Raw genomic sequence first — 20,380 nt, forward strand, 5'->3', positions numbered from 1 at the left:
TCTATTGCTTTCACATCTTATGAGTCTTTATCTTGAGACATGAAAAATACGTGCCACTGTATTAGACTAAAGTCTAATACTGGTTAAAACTTGACCTAAAAGGAATAATCAGTAAACTACCAGTTCTTGAATGTAGATCACACTTTTTTACAAACGCTTTTCCTGATTTCAAGAACGGAATTCTTCAAGTTTTTGACAAAATATATTAAGGATGTCAAATAGTTGGGTGGTAGAGGTTCGTTATGTACAATCACTTTTTGGTAAGACTTACCATTGGGACTCTCGTTGTTTTAGGTATTAAGCTGAGTGCATTATACTTTTTGCCTATGGTGCTACTATTGAATACGCATCACAAAGAGTTTTTTGGATGGTAAAAATCGGGGCTAGCCCCGATTTTTTTATGCCATTTCTATCTCGTCGACCGTGGGTTCTATCTCTTTCATCATTCGATATAGTTGTTCAGCAAGTTGCTGTTTCGCACCATCAAGATCTTTGTCTAGCGTTAGCTTCATAATCTTTTCATGTTCATCGAGGTTGAAGAGCTGTGAGAAGCTTTTTGGTGAATGGGTTAACGAGATACGTCGATAACGTTTAACCTGCCTGATAATATCGCTAAAAAATTCAAGCATATTCTTAGAGAAACAACCACTTAATAGAGAAGTATAGAACGCTTCTTGACGCTCCTCCCACTCTTGCCAGTTGAAGCTTTCTGCTTGGAACTTAAAGCGCGATAGCTTATGAAATTCAGTCAGTATTTCCAGCTCCCAGCTTTCACTGCCTTCTTTGATTGATTTTTCTAGTAACACAGATGATACAACCTTGAGGCTTTCATATAGGTCGTAGAGTTCGACCTTAGAAACAGGTGCAACCCAGCATCCTTTTTGCGGTTCAAGCTTTACGTACTTAATCCACGAAAGCTGAATTAGTGCCTCTCGGATAGGGGATGCTCCTACGTTATATTTTTCTTTAAGCTCCGCAACAACCAGCTTTTGGTTTGGTTTAAGCTCTCTGGAAAGAATATCCTGACAGATTAGCTTCGCTACTTTGTCTGTCAAAGTTGGGCTAGACACAATGCACCTCATTAACTCAATAGAATTACCTAAAAGCAACTCAGCGGTATGCTGTGTTGTAAAAACGTAAGAATAGTACAGCGTGTTGAAAAATTGGGCAAGATAATTATAAAAAAAAGAGAGCGTAAGCCCTCTTTTTATAGATGTTCTGAATGTACTGTAAGAATTATAGTACGTGAACAGAAGCTGTGTTAGTTGTGCCTGAAGCTACTAGAGCACCAGAAACCATCACTACGATGTCGCCTTTCTTACCAAAACCAGACTCTAGAGCGTACTCTTTACCGTTTTTGTAGAATTCATCAGTGCTGTCGATTGAATCAACAAGAACTGGGCGAACACCCTTAGTAAGAACTAGCTGTGCAGCAGTTTTAGCATTAGTTGTAAGAGCAACGATGCTTGCTGTTGGGAAGTACTTACGTACTGAACGTGCAGACTTACCGCCTTCAGTAGCAACGATGATAAGTGGAGCTGCTAGCTTCTCAGCTGTGTCTACTGCACCTTTACATACTGCTTCTGTGATACGTAGGCGTGGGCTGTCTAGACGAGAACCTAGCTCAGCTTTTAGTGCGCCGTCAGTACGGTTAGCGATTTGCGCCATGATAGTTACCGCTTCAACAGGGTATTTACCTTTAGCTGTCTCACCTGAAAGCATTACTGCATCAGTACCGTCCATGATTGCGTTCGCAACGTCACCCGCTTCAGCACGAGTTGGACGTGGGTTGTTGATCATAGAGTCAAGCATTTGAGTTGCAGTGATAACAGTCTTACGAGCACGGTTACACTTCTCAATCATCATTTTCTGAGCGAAGATTACTTCTTCAGCTGGGATTTCAACACCAAGGTCACCACGAGCAACCATGATACCGTCAGAAAGCTCTAGGATCTCGTCGAAGTTATCTACACCTTCTTGGTTTTCGATCTTAGAAATGATGTGGATGTTCTCGCCGCCGTTCGCGTTTAGAACGTCACGGATTTCTTTAACGTCAGAAGCTTTACGGATGAATGAAGCTGCAACGAAGTCAACGCCTTGCTCACAACCAAATTTTAGGTCGTTCTTATCTTTTTCAGATAGAGCTGGAAGCTGAACTGAAACGCCTGGTAGGTTAACACCTTTGTTTTCGCCTAGAGCACCGTTGTTAAGAACTTTACACTTAACTTCAGTTTCAGTAGTAGAGATAACTTCCATCTCGATTAGACCGTCGTCTACTAGGATAGTGTTACCAGCAGAAAGGTCTTGTGCAAAACCAGCGTAAGTAACAGCAACAGTGTCTTTGTTACCAACAACAGAGATATCTGTTGTGAAAGTGAATTCTTGACCAGCTACTAGATCAACGTCATTGCCGCCTTCTAGTTTGATAGTACGAATTTCTGGACCTTTAGTGTCTAGAAGAATTGCAAGTTGCTTACCAACGTTTGCCATAACTTCACGGAAGTTAGCAATACGAGTGCCGTGCTCTTCGTAGTCACCGTGAGAGAAGTTAAGACGCATAACGTTCATGCCTGCGTTTACTAGTTCAGTTAGCTTCTCTACTGATTCAGTTTTAGGGCCAATCGTACATACGATTTTGGTCTTTTTCATGGAAGATACTCTCCGGGTAAATATTATTACAATTTGAAAGTTAGTATTAGTCTCTCTAGAAGGCTAGGGATGCCCATAAATAATTCACATGAGCTATCAAATGTCTTGCCTATTTTGCTTCTTCTAGAAATGAAAGTCTTTCAACAAGTTTAGTCATTTTATGACCAACTGAAGCGCTTTCTAGGTCACTTTTTTTGAGCTAATCCACTATATTTCAGTAAGATTGCAAAAAAATAACCGTTAATTCTGTAATTTTTTTTCTTTTCGGGCACGAATTCTACCACCGAATTGATCAGATTTCACTGTGCATAACTTGTTTTAGAGCAAGGTTTCGGCGCTTAGTATTTAATTTTTGGATCAAAATAAATAATCCGGATGAATAGGCACCATTTGGTAACTTTTTTTCAAAATAGTAGTCCATACGGTACAAACGTTTCGTCCATTGAAGCCAATAAACCCTGATGATATTGTGTGCTTTTTATGGCTATTTGTTGTTCAAAGGCAACAGACTGAAATCAGGTGGTGAAACAAAATATGACATCAAACCGAATCAAATGCGTGATTTTTGATTGTGATGGGACACTGATCGATAGTGAACGCTTGTGTTTGCAAGCTATTGTAGAAGTGCTAAGTAGTATTGGCGTCGAGGTAAACTACGATGATGTCAAAGATCAGTTCCAAGGCGTGAAACTGGAAAAGATCTTCGGGGCACTGGTCGATGATAACTCCAAGCTTGCTAATGACGGTTTAACTGAGCTTATTAGCCACTATCGACTGCGTTGTAAGGAGCTGTTTGCTGAACAATTAACGGTTATCGATGGTGTCTATGAAGTATTGGATGAGCTGAAGGCGAATAATATTGCGGTATGTATCGCATCAAACGCTCCCCATGAAAAGATGGCGTTTACGTTGCCACTGACTAAACTAGACCAGCACTTTGAAGGCACAGTCTTTAGTGCTTTGGACGCCAATGCATGGAAGCCCGACCCCAAACTATTGCACTACGTGATGGACAAAATGCAAGTAAGCCCAGAAGAGTGTTTATTCATAGATGATTCTTTAGTCGGCATTCAAGCTGGCGTCGAAGCTAATGTAACCACGTTGTACTTTTCCCATGCGGAACCGCATAAAGAGCTCACAATCAACAGCGCATATTTGCATTACATTACTGAAATGCGCCAATTGCTGACGTTTGTTTGATGATTAGAAAATGGGCCGACTAATTATGCTTCTCAGGGCGGGTGGCCGATTGGTTGAGTAGCTGATTAGCCGCCACTAATGCAGCTCTCATACTGACCACAGATGCGTCTAGAATGTCGATTGCCCAAAGTGGTAGTTTGCCGGAAATGGAGTAAAACGCCCATTGACCTTTCCTTCGATCTGAAACGATCCCGCAATTTCTGAGTACTGCGAGCGCTCGAGAAATCTTAGGCTGTGATTCTTGTAACGCGTCACACAGTTCCCCAACACTTAATTCAACCTCTGTAAAGATCAATAAAGTGATCATAAGGCGAGTCTGATCGCCTAAGCACTTATGCAGTACTAGAGGATCAAAATCTAAATCGTTGGTTGGTTGATGAACGGTAACAAACAAGTCGATCCGCTTTTGCAGGTCATATAAAGACGCCTCGAAGGAGATATCAGAGAGAGACGTTGGCGCTGGAAGATCCCAATAAATACTCTCTTCAGTGTTCTCGAATACGCCGCATTCACGCTGTGCTGAAGAGCAGAGCGTAATTACATAGTCAAAATGCGTATCTTTAAACTCGTCGATGGACTTTGAATACAGATCATCGGCAGGAAAATCTGCATTGTTCAATGTCGCTATCGTTCTTGCGTCAACCTGACTAGGACTGCTCCCTGCACTATAGGCTTGATAAAGCTCAGCATAATCGCGATTTATAATCGCTTCCGCTAGTTGCGAACGTGCTGAATTGCCTCGGCAGACAAAGAGAATCTTTTTAGTCATGGTTTCCTCAAGAGATTGAGCATCACGGTGTGGTTGCAGGCAATATTATGAGAGTTATTTGCAGTTAAAGAAAGACCTTTCATCATTGAAAGGTCTTATCAAGCCATAGGTGAGTTTTATAGCAGGAGCGCTATTAAAGTAGGGGGTTAAGCTGCAGTGGCTAGCTTGCCATCTGCAATTGCTCTCAAGTTATCCATGGTTTCCGCATAACTAGTGGGCTTACCAAATAAGCCAGCAGTACCAAGGATAAAGTACTCGATTTTATCCTTAAGCAAATCGATGACCTCTGGGCTGATGGCACCATCAATAGCCAGCTTAGTATCGGTACCTTGCTTGTTGATCATGTCAATAATGCGATCAATTCGATTGAAAGCATTGGCAATGAACTTCTGCCCGGCAAATCCTGGGTTAACTGACATCACCAAAATTACGTCTGTGACATCGAGTACATCTTCAATCACACTGAGAGGTGTGCCTGGATTGATAGCCAGTCCTGATTTAATGCCTTTCGCTTGAATATTACCAAGCGTACGATGTAGGTGCGGTGGCGCCTCCGCATGAACATACATTAGGCTTGCACCGAGATCAGCAAACATATCAATGTATTGATCTGGATTAGACAACATTAGGTGTACATCGTATTCAATATCGGTTGTATTGCGGATAGCCTTAATATCTTCTGGACCTAATGCGAAGTTAGGAACAAAGTGTCCATCCATTACATCAATATGAAGCATATCTACTTTGGCTTTCTCTAACTCCGCCAACTCTTGAGGCAGTTTAGAGAAATCCACACACATCATTGAAGGACAAAACTTAGCCATGAGTGAGCTCCTTTTCGATATCTGCAATTTGGTCAATACGATTCTGGTGACGGCCACCTTCAAACTCACCTTCTAACCAACGGTCTACAATCATTTTAGCGAGCTCAATTCCTACGACGCGAGAGCCGAACGAAAGAATGTTGGTGTTGTTATGCTCGCGAGAAAGCTGAGCGGTGTATGGGTCGCTGCAAACCACTGCGCGAATACCTGGAACTTTGTTAGCAGCTAGCGAAATGCCAACACCTGTTCCGCAGATCAAAATGCCGCGCTCGGCTTGACCTGAAATTACTGAGTGTGCAACCGCTTTGCCGTATTGAGGGTAGTCAGTTCGCTCAGCAGATTGAGCACCTAAGTCGATCACTTGATGACCTTTTTGCTCTAAGTGACTAATAACGAGAGCTTTGTGTTCGAAACCTACGTGGTCACAACCGATAGAAATGATCATGTTTGTCTGTACCTTAACCGATAAATATGGATTTGATTTTACGATAAAATTCACATCTGTAAATATTTAATTTTCGCCAAAATCTCGATTGCAATATAAGTGAATGAAAAATAACAATTAAAAAGTTCACAATAAAATTCATTATCGTGTAAATTTCATGAATTAATTTATTTTGTGATAAAGATCGTCGTCTAGCACGTAAAGGGGTGATAGATTGAAAAGCAATTACTCAATAAACAAATCACAGGATGAAATGATGTCTTATTCGTTGATTGCAGAAGAGTTGGTTAACTCGCTAGGCGGTGAACAAAACATAGTATCGGTCGCGCACTGTGCAACACGTTTACGTGTGATGGTGGCAGATGAAACCAAAATCGATAAAGAGAGGATTGAAGATACAGACAAGGTAAAGGGCGCGTTCTTTAACAGTGGCCAGTACCAAATTATCTTCGGAACAGGAACGGTTAACCGTGTATTTGAGGCGGTTCAGAATCTCGATTTGTCAACGTCTTCAAAGTCAGAAATTAAACAAGCAGCAAACCAACAAGGTACAGCGCTACAACGAGCAATTCGCACATTCAGTGATGTGTTCGTCCCACTGATACCAGCCTTGGTAGCAACAGGGTTGTTTATGGGGCTTCGTGGACTTGTGACGCGACCTGAAGTGTTGGCTATCTTTGGTCTAACGCCGGATTCTATTCCTGCAAACTTTATCCTTTATACTCAAATTCTTACGGATACGGCGTTTATCTTCTTACCTGCAATGGTGGCTTGGTCGGCAAGCCGCGTATTCGGCGGGACACCATTGATAGGTTTGGTGCTTGGTCTGATGTTGGTTTCCCCTGCATTACCTAATGCGTGGGCGGTTGGCTTCGGTGAAGCGAATCCATTGATGTTCTTTGGCTTTATTCCAGTCGTTGGCTACCAAGGTTCGGTTATTCCAGCATTTATCGCAGGTTTCTTAACCGCGAAGTTGGAACGCCGTATTCGCTCAATCATGCCAGAGGCGTTTGATTTGGTCATGACCCCATTCCTAACGCTGCTTATTATGAGTGCTGTTGCGCTTCTTGCTGTAGGTCCATTGTTCCACATCGTTGAAGTGACCATGGTAGAGGCGACTAAGTACTTGCTTGACCTACCATTTGGCTTAAGTGGTCTGATTATCGGCTTCGTGTGGGATTTGATTGTTATCACTGGTGTTCACCACGTGTTTAACCTGTTAGAAATCCAGCTACTAGCGAACGAAGGCAGTAACGTTTTCAACGCACTTATTACTGGTGCCATCTCAGCTCAAGGTGCAGCGTGTCTAGCGGTTGGTATGAAGACGCAAAGTAAGAAGCTTAAAGCGCTGTGTTTCCCATCAACGGTATCTGCTTTCCTAGGTATTATTGAACCAGCAATCTTTGGTGTGAACCTTCGTTACTATCGTCCATTTGTATTCGCTCTAGTCGGTGGTGCTGCTGGTGGGTTTGTAGCACAAATTCTTGGGCTAGCGGCGAGCGGTATGGCGGTAACCGTTATACCAGGCACGTTACTTTATCTAGATGGTCAGATTCTCTCTTACTTACTCGTTCACGCGGTAAGTTGTGGTGTGGCGTTCTCGTTGACTTACACCATGGGTTTCTCTGACAAGATGCTTGAAAAGAAATAAGTGATTTAATGATAAGCCTCCCTCAATGGGGAGGCTTTGGAGTTTTTATGACAGATACTCAATATTTCCTGCAAACCATCCAATCTTTGCTCAATGCTCCCAAACAGGGAGAGCATGACCCATATCGTCCAGTGTGGCACTTCGCTCCACGTGTTGGTTTATTGAATGACCCCAACGGCTTATCGTTTTTTAATGGTGAATACCATCTGTTCTATCAGTGGAACCCACTCAAATGTGAACATGGTGCAAAGGCCTGGGGGCTAGCAACGTCCCCAGACCTTATTCATTGGCAGCATAAACCCCTAGCTTTGGCACCGACTGAAGACTATGAGACCTCGGGTTGTTACTCCGGTTCTGCTATTGAAGTCGATGGTAAGCTTGAGCTGTTTTACACCGGTAATGTCAAATACCCACAAGGTGGTCGAACTGCCTATCAGTGTCGAGCACAGCTAGATGAGCAGGGCATGGTCATTAAGCTTGGGCCGGTATTGTCATTGCCTGAAGGTTATAGCGGTCATGTTCGAGATCCTAAAGTTTGGAAACGTGGTAAGCATTATTACATGGTGCTTGGAGCAGAAGATCTGCAACAGCGTGGTGTTGTGATTTTATATCGATCTACTGACCTGCATCAGTGGGAGAAATGTGGTGACATTTACGGCACTGACATCAATGGCAAGCAAGATGCTAACTTTATGCTGGAGTGTCCAGATCTCTTCGCTCTTGATGGGCGCGATGTCATGATTACTTGTCCAAAGACTTGGATAGATATCGAGGGCAAAGCGACAGAAACATTTGATGTTGAGGTCACTTTGGGTGAGCTCGATTACCACCAAGCGATTTACAACGCTACTGGCAGCCGTTTGATGGACCACGGGTTCGATTTCTATGCGCCACAGACTTTCGAAGATAATAAGGGACGTCGTATTTTGTTTGGTTGGATGGGTAAACCGGATGAGTTTGAACCTTATCAACCAACTATTGAATATGGTTGGATTCACCAAATGACCTGCCCGCGCAGATTAACCATTCTCAACGGTGAGCTGTTACAACAACCCGTTGAAGAATTGGCGACGTTGCGCCGCAATCCACTATCAGGCACCTGCCTATCCACCTCTTTGGTTGGCTTAAGTGCCGAATTGTTGCTGCAAGATATTGACGGAGCCACTATCGCGATTGAGCTATCCGATGATTTATCACTGTTAGTCACGCCTTCGAACATCACAACTCGACGTAAGAACCTTAAAACAGGTTTATGGGAAGTTAAAGCATGGCAGGGGAAAGTCTCTTCGTTGCAGCTGATGCGTGACCACTCATGTGTTGAAGTCTTTATCAATGACGGAAAGGCAGTAATGACCAGTCGATTCTTTGGACAAGCAAATAGCAGTGAGCTGCAATGTGGTTTCCGATTTGAAAGTGATAAAGCAGTCAACTATCAGCATTGGACATTAGAGATTTAGTGATTCAAGTGCACACTCGTCGCTGACAGGTGCAGAAAATCCAGTAGTTTTAGGGTTATAATGAAGGAAATACTTTGAGAGCTGTGTTGAAAGTTGTGAACTCGAATCAGGTAATCCCCAATATACGCATGATGATGCCGTCGCTGACTAAGACGGAACAATCGATAGCGGAAAACTTTTTGCAGCCGCATTTTTTGCAAAAATCGACCTCGATCAATGAGGTTGCAGGGCGATTAAGTGTCTCTCCGGCACTGATTGTCAAAGTGTCGAAGAAGTTGGGTTTTAGCGGCTTTAAACAGCTGAAAGAGTCGTTGTATGCACAGAGCGAAACTCAGTCCTATGCGCCAAGTGAGCGTTTGTTGCCTGATGATAGCGCTGAGAAGATTGTGTCAAAGGTACTGCAAAACTCCATAAATGCCCTAACTGAGATCCTCAATTTCGTGGATGTAGGGATGGTCGATGCTGCTGCTGAGGCCCTGCTAAAGGCTCGCAATATTGAGCTTTTTGCAGTGGGTGGTTCAAGCATTATTTGTGAAGATTTTCAGCATAAGCTGCTACGTATTGGTATTAAATCATCGGTGCCTAAAGATCGTCACTTAATGCTAATGTCAGCGAGCATTATGACAGACCAAGACGTTGTGTTGGTGGTCTCTCATTCTGGCCAGACGGTTGATCTCATGGATGCTGTGCGTCAGGCAAAACAGTCTGGTGCGACCGTGATTTCTATTACCAATAACTATCACGCAGAGCTGTCATCCTTGTCGGATATCCCACTTTATGCGCCAGCATCACCTGAGCCTGTGCTTGGCAAAAACGGCACTGCGCGTTTGGTTAAATTGGCGATGATCGACAGTTTGTATGCCACCATGGCAAGCAAAATGCCATCTCTAGCGGAAGAGAGTTTGAGCAAAACCATCAGAGCAGTAGAACGATTGCATCGCTAAGCTTCTGTTAAATAAGTAGTTTGTTCTGCCATTTGAGCCCATCGACCGTAAGAAGTTGATGGGCTTTTCTATGTTTCCCAAGATATTCAACTATGAAGGTTTTATGACAGCTTAAAAAGATTCTTGACTCTTAATATATAAAAATTAATATATACGCATATCCATATATGAGTATTTAGGTATGCTTCCGCATGAGTTTTTCAAATTGATGTCTGATGAAACACGTATCCGAACCTTGCTGTGGGTATCTGCGAATGAATCGGTCTGTGTGAATAGTCTTGTTGAGGCATTGGGAGAGAGCCAACCAAAAGTCTCAAGACATTTGGCAATGTTAAGGCAAGCTGGTGTACTAAAAGATACTCGTAAAGGGCAGCATGTTTTTTACAGCTTGGCGGAAGGGCTGCCAGGCTGGTTATACAGAACCTTGAAAGGGCTTGAGCAATCGAACTGCTTGCAAAGCGCTTATCAACTAAACTTTAACGAACTTGTGCCACCTTCTAAGTAGGTATCAGGCGTTAGTTCATCACCGAATGTATTAAGTAATTAAGAGATTGAGTTATGGCTATTAAAGTAGGTATTAACGGATTTGGTCGAATTGGTCGTTTGGCTCTGCGTGCTGCTTTCGATTGGCAAGAATTAGAATTTGTGTTGATCAACGATGTCGCAGGCGATGCAACCACACTAGGTCATCTGCTTGAATTCGATTCAGTTCAAGGTACCTGGCATCATGGTGTTACAGTCGAAGGTAATGAGCTTGTTATCGATGGTAAGCGCATTAAAACCACGCAAGAGCGCGATATCGACGCGATCGATTGGTCTGACTGTGATGTGGTGATTGAAGCAACGGGTGTGCACCGCAAAACTGAATTCTTGAATAAATACTTAGATCAAGGCGTTAAGCGTGTTGTGGTTTCTGCGCCAGTGAAAGAAGCCGGTATTGCTAATATTGTCGTCGGTGTTAACGACGATATTTTCGACGCTGAAGCACATCGTATTGTTACAGCAGCATCGTGCACGACTAACTGTATTGCACCAGTTGTGAAAGTGATTCACGAAAAATTGGGTATTGAGCAGTCATCGTTTACTACGATTCATGATTTGACTAATACGCAAACTATCCTAGATGCACCACACAAAGATCTACGTCGTGCTCGCGCTTGTGGCATGAGCCTTATTCCGACAACGACAGGCAGTGCAACCGCTATCGTTGAGATTTTCCCAGAGCTGAAGGGCAAGATTAATGGCCACGCTGTTCGTGTCCCGTTAGCGAATGCATCTTTGACTGACATTATCTTTGACGTCAAACGTGACACCACTGCAGAAGAGGTGAACACGCTACTGAAAGAAGCGTCAGAGGGTGAGCTGAAGGGAATTCTTGGCTTTGAAGAACGACCATTGGTGTCCATCGATTATAAAGGTGACCAGCGTTCAACGATTGTCGATGCACAATCTACAATGGTGGTAGGCTCTCGTATGGTGAAAATCTATGCGTGGTATGACAATGAAATGGGCTATGCAACACGCACAGCAGAATTGGTTCGTAAAGTCGGTCTAGTGGGGTAATGATGATGCATCCAACATGGGAACTGAATGTAGATAATGCGGCGCTAGTGTTAACGCCTTGTCCTGGAACTAAAGATGTATCTCTGGATGATTCATTAGCGCAACTTAAAGCTCAAGGTGTGACTGTGATTGTGACGGCTCTTGATAATCACGAGATGGCGGAAGCAGGAGTTGCAGAACTTGGTGCAAAAGCAAGAGCGCTAGGGATCAAATGGTTTCAAACTGCGATTGAAGATGATCGCGCGCCAAGTGTTGAATTTGCAGATGATTGGAAAGCAATTTCGCCAGAATTACATCAAGCGGTTAAGGCGGGTGAAAAGGTTGCAATGCACTGCATGGGTGGTTCCGGACGTACTGGTCTTCTAGCGGCCAATTTGCTGCTAGAAAAAGGTTGGGATCTTGAGACGATTCGCCGTGAAGTGCAGGCATTACGTCCAGGCGCTTTTACCAAACAGCCACAAATTGATTATGTAGAGAAGTTAGCGGCGACGTTCTAATTGTCGCCCATTTAACTTTCATCACAATTACAGTGTGTCTGTAAAAGCGGGAGTCTCGTTTAGGTAGGTACTCACGTTGAGTAGACCCCTGCCTTCGCAGGGGTGACGATGCTTTACTGAGTGACTTTGTTTTACTGAGTTACTCAACTTTACACGAGTAATTAAACCCTACTCAGGCAGAAGAATTATGTTGTCTAACCTTAGCAAAAGCGTTCGCCAGTATATGCTGGTCACTTTTAACTACTGGAATTTCACTATTACTGATGGTGCGCTACGCATGTTGGTGGTGCTGTATTTCCATGATCTAGGTTATAGCACCTTAGCTATTGCTTCTCTGTTTTTGTTCTATGAGTTTTTTGGTGTGGTCACTAACTTAATTGGTGGCTGGCTTGGGGCTCGCTTGGGGCTAAATCGAACCATGAATATCGGTCTTGGGATGCAGATTTTCGCCTTGTTGATGCTGGCCGTGCCGAGTGTCTGGCTAACCATTCCTTGGGTGATGGCTGCACAAGCGCTATCTGGAATTGCCAAAGACCTGAATAAAATGAGTGCAAAGAGCGCCATTAAGACGTTAGTGCCTGATGAACAGCAAGGTGCACTCTACAAGTGGGTGGCGATTCTTACTGGCTCTAAGAATGCCCTGAAAGGGGCCGGCTTCTTTATCGGTGGTCTGCTGCTCTCTGTACTTGGTTTCCAATATGCCGTTGCTGCCATGGCAGCTGTGCTTAGTTTGGTGTTTATCGGCAGTGTACTTAGCCTAGAAAGTGATATGGGTAAAGCAAAGGCGAAGCCCAAGTTTAAGCAGATTTTCTCTAAATCAGAGAGCATCAATATTCTGTCTGCAGCACGTATGTTTCTATTTGGCGCTCGCGATGTGTGGTTTGTCGTGGCACTTCCTATTTACCTTGGTTCGGTGTTCGGTTGGGATCATACATTAGTCGGTGGGTTTCTGGCTACGTGGGTAATTGCCTATGGCTTTGTTCAAGGTATTGCCCCCAAAATTACGGGTAAATCCCAAGGGAAAGTACCCGATGGCAGTGCAGCAATGTGGTGGGCATTAGCGCTTGCAGCCGTGACTGGCATAATCGCTTATTGTGTTCAAATGCAGTGGTACCCACAGGCTGTGATTGTGTTTGGATTATTGATTTTCGGCGCTATCTTTGCAGTAAACTCCTCGCTTCATAGCTATCTGATTGTCAGCTATGCCAAAGGTGATGGAGTTTCCATGGATGTAGGCTTTTACTACATGGCTAATGCGATGGGACGTTTAATTGGCACTGTGTTGTCTGGCTGGGTATTCCAAGTTGCTGGTCTTGCAGCATGTATGTGGGTTTCTTTTGCCTTCCTTGTGCTGACGACCATCATTTCGATCCGCTTGCCTGGTGCACCGAAAGCGATCGCTCAGTAAGTCATAAAATATCCACTTTAAAGAGTTAATCGTCAAAAGACGATTGACTCCTTTTTATGTCAGGCGTATATTTATCGTCAAAATACGATAGAGGGTAGAATGTGACGAATTGTACAGTTGATAATACTGAAATGTTTATTGCATCAGATGAGCAACTGGCTCAAGAGAAAAAGCTGGCGGCACAAGCTAAGGCATTGTCCCATCCTGCTCGTATTCGTATCTTACGAATTTTGTCAGACCTAGAACGAGCTGGTGGTTGTTTAAACAGCGATCTGGTTTCTCAATTAGGTCTCGCTCAATCAACGGTATCTGAGCATTTACGTATACTTAAAGTCGCCGGTTTTATTAGTGCTGAGCCGATGCCACCGAAAGTGTGTTATCGAATCCAGAGAGACGCACTCAGTGGCTTTGCTCGACTAACACAGTCAGCCTTTGATTAGGTAAAGCTTCTACCATTCTTTGATTATTGAGTCGGCATTGCCGACTTTTATCACTATAACTTAATCGTTATTCGACGATTGACGATATTGGAGAGTTAACATGTCCGAGTTAGCTATGGAACAACCGAAAAAACTGGGCTTCCTTGATCGCTTTCTTACTTTATGGATCTTTTTAGCGATGGGAATTGGAGTAGTTCTAGGGGTTGCATTTCCAAGCCAGATTGAGAGCTTGAATGAGTCAATGACGGTTGGTAGCACTAATATCCCCCTAGCCATTGGTTTGATACTGATGATGTACCCGCCATTGGCAAAAGTGAACTACGGTTTGATGGGCAATGTGCTTCAAGACAAAAAGGCCGTGACACTCTCATTGGTTATGAACTGGTTGGTTGGCCCAATTCTTATGTTTGTGCTGGCGCTGACATTTCTGGGTGATGAGCCCAGCTTAATGACGGGTGTCATCTTAATTGGTCTAGCACGCTGTATTGCTATGGTACTGGTATGGAATGACATTGGTGGTGGCAACAAAGAATACGGCGCAGCCTTGGTCGCATTGAATAGCGTATTCCAAATTATCACGTATAGCTTCCTTGCCTGGTTGTTCATTACGGTATTGCTGCCAAAATTTGGTTTCCAAGGGCAGGTCGTGGATATCTCAATGGGCGATATCGCTGAAAGTGTGATGATTTATCTAGGCATTCCTTTCCTAGCGGGCTTTTTAAGTCGCAAGATCTTAGTCGCGAAGAAAGGAGAGCAATGGTACAACGAGACTTTTATTCCTAAGGTTTCACCGATGACATTAATCGCACTACTGGCTACCATCGTACTGATGTTCAGCCTCAAAGGTGAGATGATCGTTGAATTGCCAATGCAAGTGGTACGTGTGGCAATTCCACTTACTATTTACTTCTTCATGATGTTCTTTGTGAGTTTCTTTGTTGCTAAGAAAATGGGGGTTCCTTTTGATAAGAATGCCTCTATTGCTTACACCGCGACGGGCAATAACTTTGAACTGGCTATTGCTGTGGCAATTGCTGTATTTGGTTTGAATTCGCCGGAAGCGTTTGCAGGGGTTATTGGTCCTCTGATTGAGGTGCCAGTGCTGATCGCCTTAGTGAACTTCACGTTGAAAATGAAAAAACGCTACTAGAGCCAAAAGTAAAAGTGAAAAGCTGAGCATTGGCTCAGCTTTTTTATAATAGGACTTTAGGCTTTTTTGCGCGTTTATCGTGTTTACTTTGGTACATGGCAAGGTCGGCTTTCTTCAAAGTGATTCGTAAACTGGATTGAAATGCCGAATAGCCAATACTGTGGCAAAGCTCAGGATAGGCTTGGAAATCATCAATAAATAACCGATGCAGTTTGCCTATGGCTTGCTTTAATGTGTCTTCATTTTCATAGTGCGTTAAAACGACAAACTCATCCCCCCCATATCGAACAATCACATCTTTATCAGAGAAGCTCTGTCGTAAGCAACGCGCGAACCTAAGTAGAACCAAATCGCCTTCACTATGACCCAAGCTATCGTTAATTTGCTTAAAGTTATCGAGATCAATAACGACGCAGAATCCTTTTTTCCAGCGAATCGAACTGAGATAAGTCAGATTTCGCAGTTTGGTTAATGGATCGGTATACGCTTTCTTTTCGAAGAACTTTGCTTCTTGATGCAGTTCAGAAACATCGAAGCTGGTGGTATAGATGAAAGACTCGCCTTCAATATCGACTTTAAACTTCAGCACATTGTAGTAGAAAGTAGAATGTAAGCTTTGAAACTTAACGATTTTTGGAATGCATTGGCCGGACTCAATATAATCGATACTCGCGTCATGACACTCTTGAAGCATATTGGCTACATTTTCAGGAACCACTTGAGCTAGTGCGGTTGCCGTCATCCCTATTGGGTTGACGTCGGTATACTGGCGTAGCCAGACATTAAATTTATCATTGATGTAGACGTATTCGTGGGACGAATTTCTAATCGACAGAAACCCCGGGAAATGGCGAAATAATTCATTCGCTTGGTGATATGTCAAATCTGTCACTGCTAAATCTCACTCAAGTAAGCCCGATCTTCCTACAGCTGAAAAGCGGTCGATGTCGTTATCGTTTTTTCAGCCGTTTCTAGCATGCTCTTAGTATAAGAACTGTGATGCGTATCCTCTTGTTGATAGTTCTTGGAAAAGAATGACTTAGTTCTCATTGATGAGACGGTTTGACAGAGGGTAAAGCAGCCGAAGCTGCTTTGAAGAAGGTAACGAAAGCACTAAATGGACAAAGCATTGTGCTTAAAGAGGTACTGTTTAGCGTGTTCAGAGCCCATATAGCGAGCTAAGGATTTGTGAGGTACCGAGGTGAGATCGACAACGATCAAACCATCCAATGCGTCATTGAAATTGGGGTCGACGTTAAAACAGACCAACTTGCCGTTTAAGTTTAGGTATTGCCTTAACAAGACTGGTACGCTTTTTCCAGTGTCCAATCTTGAGATAACGCGCGATAACAGTTGAACATCTGCCAGAGCGCTCAATGATTGAGGACACCATTGTTTATGGCGACTTTGTTTAGGGGGATTAGACGCGCTTACATATCGCGCACTGTCATTATCGTAGTGATGCAAAGTCATTGTGTCGGTGAGGAGCTGGCGAGCGATGTCGCTATAGTTATTGCTAATACTCACCGGACCAAATAGATGGGTGTAGCTAGGGTGTCGGTGCACAAACTCCGCAATGCCTTTCCATAGTAGCAGTAGGGCGCTCATACTCTTTTGGTATTCTTCCGCGATAACGCTGCGTCCCATTTCAATGGATTTACCCATTGTATTTAAGAAAGAGTGCTCGAAGTTAAACAGGGTGCGAGAATATAAAGCGCGTATATCCCCTTGCTTAATGAGCTCGTCAACGAGTCCTAGACGATAAGCGCCGACCAATTTTTGGTTTTCTTTGTCCCAAACAAATAAGTGTTGATAGAGCTGATCGAACTGATCGATGTCTAAAGATTGCCCCGTTCCTTCTCCAACTTGTCGAAAGTTAATTTCCCGCATTCGTCCAATTTCTCGCATCACCGAAGGAATGTGGTCCATGGTGGTACAGTAAACCTCAAACTCACCGCTAGTAAGAAGTAAGTGCTCTTGAGGAAGGAGTTCGATGTCCTCAAGCAGTTCGCTGAGGTGAGTTTCTGATGCAATGGGTTGCTCACGTTGATAAGGAGAAAGCGAGCTATGGTTTCTTTCGGGATGTTGCTGATTGAGCAAATAGGTATTAAGGCGCAGATAACTAACAAGCTGCTGGCTGTCTAGCGAACTCACTTCTTTGAACTTGATTTTGTTACCAATTGAAATTCCGATGGCTGTGTTCTTTTTATTGAGAAGCTCGCGACCTAACATGGCCGTTCTTAGCATCGGGTGGACCTTTCCTGCCAAGTAGAAGTGTTTGGAGTTAACGCCGCCGATATGCACTGGTACAGTGGTTGCCTGATTTCTTTTGATAAGGGTACTAACGGAGCGGCTCCATTGCTTATCCTCCAGTTGAAGTGATTTTCTGTCAACCAGTTGGGACACTTCGCCCGCAGGAAACACAAGCAGAAGGCCGCCAAGCTCTAAATGTTGGTTGGCTTGTCGCAATGCTCTGGAGTTTGATCGATGTGCATTGGTTCCGTTGAACACATCGACGCCGATAAATAAAGGCTCCAGCTCTGGGACCAGTTTAAGAAATTCATTGGCAAGAATCTTCACGTCCTTGCGAATCTGCAGTAGCACTTCGGCCAAGATAACGCCTTCGACACAACCTAGGGGATGATTCGCTACGATGATGGTTGCTCCAGTTTTAGGTATCGTCTCACTGCTGCCTGCTTCTATGCGATAATCGATACCCAAGATATCCAAAGTGAAACGTAAGAAAGACTCGGTATCACAATTAGCTGGACGTTGAGCGTATAATCGGTCTAAAACTGACAGGCCAGTAGCCCACTCAGTAACGTTTTCGGCTAGGCCTAGTGGAGACCTGCGCGGCAGACGAAAAGGACTGGTAGTTTCCATGACAACCTCTGAACATAAGCCAAATTGATGTGGTTAAAATGCTATGAGGTTGATATGTCAAAATGGCGAACAACAGATGGAAGATGGATGACGTGTTGATGTCAAAATCGTGACATCGAATTAGAGGGAAATGAGACCGTGAGAAGAAAAAGCCCAGCGATGAGGTCGCTGGGCTCGATTTAGTTAGCTTAGAATGTTGCGTTCACGGACAGTTTGAAGCGGCGTTCATTTCCGAAATGAACATCGTTGATAACGCCTGTCGAGCTACCTGATTTAGTGATATATTCGCCACCACCACCTGTGCCAGCAACATACTCTTTATCAAAGAGGTTTTCGATATTGAATCGGAAATCCCATACGACATAATCGCTCTTAATTTTGTGTGATGCTCCGGCATCAAATCGCACGTAACCATCCAGTTTGACGGTGTTAGCATTATCAGCCCAGCGCTCACCTTGATAGAACATACCAAGGTTAAATGCCGTCGAGTCTGTCATCGCATAGCGAGTCCATGCAGAGCCACTCCACTCTGGAACGTTGGCTGGACGTTTATCTTGGTATTTATCATGTTTGTCGAAGTTTGCATTTAAGTACATACCGGTTGCCATCACAAACCATTTATCGGCGATTTGACCTTGTGCACCAGCTTCCACACCTTTATGACGCTGAGTTCCATTTTGTGTAGTGATACCGTTTTCTGTGATACTGATGTTTTCCTTCTCAATGTCGAAGAGGGCTCCAGTAAGCAGTAGGCGATTATCCATCAGCTCCCATTTTGTGCCTAACTCGTATTGACGACTTTTCTCAGGTTCGCGCTCTGTCACTGAGTTGTCATCGTTAACCACGTTTGAGACTGGATTGAAGCTCTCCGAGTAGTTAGCATAAATGCTACCGTTATAACTTGGATGGAAGATCAAACCTGCTTTTGGTGAAAATGATTGGCTGTCATTAGCCCCACTGATGATTTCGTCTTTTGAGTTTTTTCCATCGGCAAAGTACATGTCATATCGACCGCCTACAAGTGCTTGCCATTGGTCATTGAAGGTGATGAGGTCTTGAGCATAAAAACCGTAAAAATGGTTGTTGCTCTCATAGGTAGAGGAGGCATTGTTGTAGTCTAGACCCGGGTTTGTAGGGTTCTCACCAGGTTGCACGCTAATTGAGCTGCCTTTCACTCGCTGCTGAGCATAGTCATAGAACTGGCCGTTAGTACCGAGCAAGACTTGGTGATCAACATTGAGAGCAGTGAAGTTACCGTGAAGATCTGCGTGGAAAGCTTGAGTTTTCCAATGATCATGACGATCAAATGGGCTCATGGTGTAACTGCCATCAACGAGCGTATTAGAGTCTGGTGTCGGCATCGAATCATAGCGATGACGCTTCATGTCCTGTAAGTTGTAGCTTAGTTTGGCTTCCCATTGTGTATTGATATACAGATTAAGATCAGCACCAAAGTTTTCTACATCGTTGTTGATGAATGACCAGTGAGCGTCTCTGATGGTTTCTTTATCGCCAATTCGATTACCATTTAGGTCCAACCAAGAGCCTGAGTCGATCGGTGCATTATCTTGAGTCTTTTCGTAGTTGAAAGAGAGTAGACCCCAGTCGTAAAGATCGGCTTCAATGACGCCATAACCTAGAAAACGATCGCGCTCTCGGTTATCACCCGTTGCGTACTTTCTACTTTCAACACTGTCTTGTTTTACTAAGACAGTACGACCACGAAGTGTCCCTGATTCATTCAATTTGCCTGATGCATCCACGTGATAGCGCGTGCTACCTAGATCGTCAAAATCCGCACCTACGTTGACTTTTGGAATCGCGGTCGGCTTTTTTGACACCATATTAATCATGCCACCTGGCGCTGAGTTACCGTATAAAAGGCTGGATGGACCCTTTATGACTTCAATGCGATCTAAGGTTTCAATTGGCAACATATAGTGAGTGAATAGTGAGTGACCATTGCGCAAGTAGCCATTGGTTGATGACAATTCAAATCCACGTAAGTAGAACGTTTCTCTATTCCACTTCTGTGAGCCTGCGCTGACACTAGCATCGTTTTGCAACGCTTCTCCTAATGTGGTTGCTAGTTGTTCATCCAAGACAATCTCAGGAATCACGTTTACAGATTGCGGGGTTTCTAACATAGAGGCGTCGGTGCGCATAGCACCTGAAGCACTGTCAACTTTATAGTCATCAAAGCTCTGCGCATGTACGACGAGTGTTTCATCCACACTCGACTTGTTTTGTTCGGCAAATGCTGGAGAGGTGTTAAGTGCGAGTACCACGGCACTGCAAAGTGTGGTCACTTGGAATTTCATTCTGGGCTTTCCTTGCTCGTAAAGATCGAGACAAATTGAATAATTTATTATTGGTATATGACATCATATTAGTAGCGTGGTGAATGCTAATGCTATTTATTATCATTTGCAATATTGCCAAGTGTAACAATCTGTATCTTTTGAAATTTAAGCTGATGGATTGCATCAAACAGGTAAAT

At 43.8% G+C, this 20,380-nt stretch carries 18 protein-coding genes; 10 read left to right on the forward strand and 8 right to left on the reverse strand.

The features are described 5' to 3' along the window. Positions 1 to 398: 398 nt before the first annotated feature. Together AWH66_RS00305 and pykF are read right to left on the reverse strand one after the other, a co-directional pair. Entirely contained in the window at positions 399 to 1,082 is a 684-nt protein-coding gene (locus AWH66_RS00305; protein WP_063606630.1) for a GntR family transcriptional regulator, read from the reverse strand. A 154-nt stretch (positions 1,083 to 1,236) separates the two neighbouring features. Continuing rightward, positions 1,237 to 2,649 carry a pyruvate kinase PykF gene (gene pykF, locus AWH66_RS00310; protein WP_038225057.1) on the reverse strand — a complete coding sequence of 471 codons (1,413 nt, stop codon included), beginning with the start codon at positions 2,647 to 2,649 and terminating at the stop codon, positions 1,237 to 1,239. A gap of 534 nt (positions 2,650 to 3,183) precedes the next feature. Here pykF and AWH66_RS00315 point away from each other — a divergent pair. Next, complete coding sequence (locus AWH66_RS00315; RefSeq protein ID WP_063606629.1) at positions 3,184 to 3,849, forward strand: HAD-IA family hydrolase; 666 nt, start codon at positions 3,184 to 3,186, stop codon at positions 3,847 to 3,849. A 19-nt stretch (positions 3,850 to 3,868) separates the two neighbouring features. Here AWH66_RS00315 and AWH66_RS00320 read toward each other — a convergent pair whose 3' ends face one another. From AWH66_RS00320 to rpiB, 3 genes are all read right to left on the reverse strand, one after another. Next, positions 3,869 to 4,618, reverse strand: coding sequence for a metalloregulator ArsR/SmtB family transcription factor (locus AWH66_RS00320; protein ID WP_063606628.1), 750 nt, complete (start codon positions 4,616 to 4,618; stop codon positions 3,869 to 3,871). 146 nt (positions 4,619 to 4,764) lie between these two features. Then, positions 4,765 to 5,442 (reverse strand): ribulose-phosphate 3-epimerase, encoded by a 678-nt coding sequence (gene rpe, locus AWH66_RS00325; protein WP_006075705.1) that lies wholly within the window; start codon positions 5,440 to 5,442, stop codon positions 4,765 to 4,767. Further along, positions 5,435 to 5,887, reverse strand: a complete 453-nt coding sequence (gene rpiB / locus AWH66_RS00330; protein ID WP_063606627.1) for a ribose 5-phosphate isomerase B — start codon at positions 5,885 to 5,887, stop codon at positions 5,435 to 5,437. Before rpiB ends, rpe begins: the two co-directional genes overlap by 8 nt. Before the next feature lie 214 nt (positions 5,888 to 6,101). Between rpiB and AWH66_RS00335 the strand changes: the two genes are divergently transcribed. The 9 genes from AWH66_RS00335 (at position 6,102) to arsB (ending at position 14,997) form a co-directional block, all read left to right on the forward strand. Next, positions 6,102 to 7,538: a sucrose-specific PTS transporter subunit IIBC gene (locus AWH66_RS00335; RefSeq protein WP_240495577.1), complete on the forward strand. Its 1,437-nt coding sequence runs from the start codon at positions 6,102 to 6,104 to the stop codon at positions 7,536 to 7,538. 47 nt (positions 7,539 to 7,585) lie between these two features. Further along, positions 7,586 to 8,995: a glycoside hydrolase family 32 protein gene (locus AWH66_RS00340; protein WP_063606625.1), complete on the forward strand. Its 1,410-nt coding sequence runs from the start codon at positions 7,586 to 7,588 to the stop codon at positions 8,993 to 8,995. A gap of 83 nt (positions 8,996 to 9,078) precedes the next feature. Beyond that, positions 9,079 to 9,939, forward strand: a complete 861-nt coding sequence (locus AWH66_RS00345) for an SIS domain-containing protein (protein WP_240495580.1) — start codon at positions 9,079 to 9,081, stop codon at positions 9,937 to 9,939. A 181-nt stretch (positions 9,940 to 10,120) separates the two neighbouring features. Beyond that, positions 10,121 to 10,444 (forward strand): ArsR/SmtB family transcription factor, encoded by a 324-nt coding sequence (locus AWH66_RS00350; RefSeq protein ID WP_062459922.1) that lies wholly within the window; start codon positions 10,121 to 10,123, stop codon positions 10,442 to 10,444. Positions 10,445 to 10,497: 53 nt separating this feature from the next. Continuing rightward, the gene (locus tag AWH66_RS00355) at positions 10,498 to 11,502 is read left to right on the forward strand and encodes an ArsJ-associated glyceraldehyde-3-phosphate dehydrogenase (protein WP_063606624.1); all 1,005 of its coding nucleotides are present in this window, start codon (positions 10,498 to 10,500) and stop codon (positions 11,500 to 11,502) included. A gap of 2 nt (positions 11,503 to 11,504) precedes the next feature. Then, the gene (locus tag AWH66_RS00360; RefSeq protein ID WP_063606666.1) at positions 11,505 to 11,999 is read left to right on the forward strand and encodes a cyclin-dependent kinase inhibitor 3 family protein; all 495 of its coding nucleotides are present in this window, start codon (positions 11,505 to 11,507) and stop codon (positions 11,997 to 11,999) included. Between the two features lie 187 nt (positions 12,000 to 12,186). Then, positions 12,187 to 13,407, forward strand: coding sequence for an organoarsenical effux MFS transporter ArsJ (arsJ, locus tag AWH66_RS00365; protein WP_063606623.1), 1,221 nt, complete (start codon positions 12,187 to 12,189; stop codon positions 13,405 to 13,407). Between the two features lie 131 nt (positions 13,408 to 13,538). After that, on the forward strand, positions 13,539 to 13,847 hold the full coding sequence (locus tag AWH66_RS00370; protein WP_063606665.1) for an ArsR/SmtB family transcription factor: 309 nt from the start codon (positions 13,539 to 13,541) through the stop codon (positions 13,845 to 13,847). Between the two features lie 100 nt (positions 13,848 to 13,947). Next, positions 13,948 to 14,997 carry an ACR3 family arsenite efflux transporter gene (gene arsB / locus AWH66_RS00375; RefSeq protein WP_240495578.1) on the forward strand — a complete coding sequence of 350 codons (1,050 nt, stop codon included), beginning with the start codon at positions 13,948 to 13,950 and terminating at the stop codon, positions 14,995 to 14,997. 43 nt (positions 14,998 to 15,040) lie between these two features. Here arsB and AWH66_RS00380 read toward each other — a convergent pair whose 3' ends face one another. From AWH66_RS00380 to AWH66_RS00390, 3 genes are all read right to left on the reverse strand, one after another. Next, on the reverse strand, positions 15,041 to 15,889 hold the full coding sequence (locus AWH66_RS00380; protein ID WP_063606622.1) for a GGDEF domain-containing protein: 849 nt from the start codon (positions 15,887 to 15,889) through the stop codon (positions 15,041 to 15,043). A gap of 221 nt (positions 15,890 to 16,110) precedes the next feature. Further along, positions 16,111 to 17,880: a lysophospholipid acyltransferase family protein gene (locus tag AWH66_RS00385; protein ID WP_063606621.1), complete on the reverse strand. Its 1,770-nt coding sequence runs from the start codon at positions 17,878 to 17,880 to the stop codon at positions 16,111 to 16,113. Between the two features lie 188 nt (positions 17,881 to 18,068). Beyond that, positions 18,069 to 20,201, reverse strand: coding sequence for a TonB-dependent siderophore receptor (locus AWH66_RS00390; RefSeq protein ID WP_063606620.1), 2,133 nt, complete (start codon positions 20,199 to 20,201; stop codon positions 18,069 to 18,071). Positions 20,202 to 20,380: the final 179 nt, after the last annotated feature.

Source organism: Vibrio barjaei, from assembly GCF_001639065.2.
GTDB classification, from domain to species: Bacteria; Pseudomonadota; Gammaproteobacteria; order Enterobacterales; family Vibrionaceae; genus Vibrio; species Vibrio barjaei.